Annotated in this window: 3 protein-coding genes and 1 pseudogene; all 4 read right to left on the bottom strand. The window is 66.8% G+C overall.

Features of this window, described 5'->3' with window-relative positions; all coding sequences use genetic code 11:
- Nucleotides 1-219: pseudogene (locus VNS22_RS08880) on the bottom strand (VOC family protein); the annotation flags it as partial.
- Nucleotides 220-349: 130 nt separating this feature from the next.
- On the bottom strand, nt 350-1168 hold the full coding sequence (locus tag VNS22_RS08875; protein WP_325731656.1) for a carbohydrate ABC transporter permease: 819 nt from the start codon (nt 1166-1168) through the stop codon (nt 350-352).
- Nucleotides 1165-2028 (bottom strand): sugar ABC transporter permease, encoded by an 864-nt coding sequence (locus VNS22_RS08870; RefSeq protein WP_325731655.1) that lies wholly within the window; start codon nt 2026-2028, stop codon nt 1165-1167. The genes VNS22_RS08875 and VNS22_RS08870 overlap by 4 nt, the downstream gene beginning before the upstream one ends.
- A 59-nt stretch (nt 2029-2087) precedes the next feature.
- The coding region (locus VNS22_RS08865; protein ID WP_325731653.1) for an extracellular solute-binding protein at nt 2088-3250 on the bottom strand (1163 nt) is incomplete at its 5' end.

Genomic DNA, 3250 nt, shown 5'->3' with positions numbered 1-3250 from the left:
GCCGCAGCCATCGGAGGCCATGATCCGGGTGTCGCCCACGATCAGGCTGGCATGCATGACCTTCTCGGCGAGCTCGGCCGCGTCGACGCCGGGCGGTGGCGGTTCGGGGCTTTCCTTGAAACGCATCAGCATCTCGACCTTGGCGCCGAGCTTGTCCTGGTAGAACCGGATGGCTTCCTCGGCACGGCCGTTGAAGAACAGATAAGGCTCGACCTTCACCGTTTCCTCCCTGAGCGCCGCCCCGCACGTTCCGCGTCGGAGCCGCAGACCATTAACCGGAAGGTTAAGTATCTAGCGACAGCGTCGGGGCCCGTCAATCCACGGTGTCCGGACGATGAACCGGCCGGGCTCAACCTTTCACGGCGCCTGACGCGAGTGACTGGCCGATGCGCCGGTAGAGCAGCAGGCCCAGCACCATGGGCGGCAGCACGCTCAGCACCATGACGGCAGCCGCAATGCCCCAGCGCACGCCGCCGCCGGAAGCAGCGAAGAAGAACGACGCGCCGACCGTGGTGGTGACCGCGTTGCGCGTGGTCAGCATCAGGGCGAACAGGAACTCGTTCCAGGCATAGACGAAGCCCAGCACCATGGTGGTGGCCAGGGCCGGTCCCGCCAGCGGCAGGATGATCCGCCAGAGCAGGGTGAGGGTGGAGGCGCCGTCCACCCTGGCCGCCTCGTCCAGCTCGACCGGCAGGTCGCGCAGGGCTGCCACGAGCAGGACCAGGACCAGCGGCAGGTTCACGATGCACAGGATCAGGGCCAGGCCCAGCCGCGTGTCGAGCAGGCCCACGCGCGCATAGACGAGATAGAGCGGGATCGCGAACACGATCAGCGGGATGGCGCGCAGATTGGCGACCAGCGGCAGGAGCCATTTGCGGCCGGTGCCAAAGCGCACCAGCGCATAGGCGGCGGGGAAGGCCAGCAGCAGCGACAGGCCCGCCCCCAGGATGGAGGAGGCGAAGCTGTTCCAGAGATAATGGAGGATGTCGAACCGGTCGGAGATCCTGAACACGTCGAGGTAGTTGGCGAGCGTGGGGGACTGGATCCACAGGGACGGGTTGGACGCGATCTCGGCTTCCGACTTGAACGAGGTCACCAGCGTCGAGAGCACCGGGAAGTTCATCGCGAGTGCGGCGACGGCGAACACGAGCCAGCGCAGGAGGTTCATGCCCGGCGCTCCGAGAGGCGGTGGACGATCGCTAGGACGGCCCAGGCGGCCACCAGCAGCAGCATGGAGGCGGCCACGGCCCGGCCGATGTCGCCCGATTTGAAGAAGGCCTCGTAGACCCAGATGCTCATGGTGGTGGTGGCCCCGCCGGCACCCGCCCCGGTCAGGGTGTAGACATTGTCGAACACCCGGAAACTGTCGATGAAGCGGATGAAGAAGGTCGCACCCAGCACCGGCGCCATCAGCGGCAGGTCGATCCGCCAGAGGCGCTGCCAGGGGCCGGCCCCGTCGATCGAGGCGGCCTCGCGCACGTCCTTGGGGATCGCCGCATAGGCGGAATAGAGGATCAGCAGCGCGAACGGCGTCCACTGCAGCACTTCCACCACCACCAGCGTGCGGAACGCGTTGTCGGGTCCCAGGAAGGACGGGCTGTCGCCGAAATAGGTGAACATGAACCAGGGCACCACGCCCACGAACTCGTGCAGGATCAGCCGGTACATGAGCCCGACCAGAGCCGGGGCCACCATCATCGGCAGCATCAAAAAGGCCAGGAGCCAGGGGCGCTTGTCGATGAGCGGTGCCAGGAAGATCGCCAGGAACAGACCCAGCAGGAGCTGGGCCACGGCACAGGCCAGGCCGAAGCGCAGCGAGAACCAGGCGGCTTGCCAGTAGCTCTCCGAGGTCAGCGCGCTGACGTAGTTGGCGAGGCCTACGAACTCGGGCGAGAGGATCGTGCGGAACTCGACCCGTGAGACCGAGTAGATCAGGTCGACGACCAGCGGCAGGCCCAGCATCGCCAGGAGGAAGATCGTGAGGGGCGCGAGCAGGATCCGCCCGTCGCGTAGATGTCGGGACTGCAACGAAGAAAGGCTCCCATTGGCGGGCGAGAGGGGGTGCGACGGGCGCACCCCCGATTGGCTCACTTCTTCAGGAGGTCCGCCATGCCCTTGGCGGTGGCTGCCAGCGCCTCGTCCAGCTCCTTCTGCCCGGCCCAGTAGCCGGTGAAGTTCTCGGCCTGGAGCTCGTAGACCGAGAGCGCACCCGCCGAGGTGGCGCCGGTCATCACGAAGCCGTACTGGCCGGCATAGTCGCCGAGCTGGGTCAGGTCCGGCCGCTGCTCTGCCACCGGCGCCAGCACGTCCGGGCTCAGCGCCGGCGTGCCGCCGCCCGCGGCATAGGCCTGCATCGCCTCAGGGGTGGCCAGCCATTCCAGGAACTTCAGGGCACCTGTCTTGTTCTGCGCCGACTTGTTCAGGCCGAGGCCCAGGCCATGGATATGGGTGAAGCGCCCGGCCTCGCCGGCCGGCGGCGGCACCGTGCCGACCTTGCCACCCACGGCCGGGGTCTTCTCCGGATCGTTCAGGTCGGCTGCCGCGGCATTCCACTGCAGCATGGTCGCGACCTGGCCCGAGCCGAACGCGGCATTGGCCTCGGCGAACTCATAGCTCAGGCTGTCCTTGGGCGAGGCGCCCGCATCGTAGAGCGACTTATAGAGCTCCAGCCCCTTGCGGTAGGCGGGGCTGTCGACCGTGATGTTGCCCTGCGCATCCATCCAGTCGCCGCCCTCCGAGCGGGCGGTGGAATGCCAGACCATCATGTTGAACAGGAGGTTCTTCATCTGCAGCACCGTGCCGTAGCGCACGGGGCTGTCGGGATTGACGGCCTTGGTGAAGAACAGCGCGGTCGCCTGGTAGTCGTCCCAGGTCCACTCCGCCGGCGGCTTCGGCTTCAGCTCCTTGCCGAGCTTCTCCTGGGCGATCTCGGTGTAGCGCGCCTGCCAGTCGGCATCCGAGAGCAACTGGTCGATCAGGTCAGTGCGGTAGTACATGAAATGCAGGGACAGGTCGGTCGGTACACCATATTGCTGGCCCTCGAACTGCATGGTGGCGAGCACCTTCTCGCCGAACACGTCGACCGCGCTGTCCGGCAGCTCGACCGGCTCCATGAAGGGCGCATAGCGGCCGATCGCATAGGTAGCCAGCAGGTTCAGGTCGAACTCGCCGCCGCCGGCCGCGAGGTCGGTCTGCAGCTTGTCCCAGAAGCCGTCGCGGTTGAAGAAGATCAGCTCGACCTTGTCCTCGT

This window comes from Geminicoccus sp., assembly GCF_035556675.1.
GTDB lineage: Bacteria > Pseudomonadota > Alphaproteobacteria > Geminicoccales > Geminicoccaceae > Geminicoccus.
The sequence above is the reverse complement of the archived record's forward strand: the minus strand, read 5'-3'. Positions and strand labels throughout refer to the sequence as shown.

Bases quoted from the DNA above. Each gene is read 5' to 3' on its own strand.
- VNS22_RS08875 (WP_325731656.1), bottom strand. From the start codon at position 1,168: ATGAACCTCCTGCGCTGGCTCGTGTTCGCCGTCGCCGCACTCGCGATG.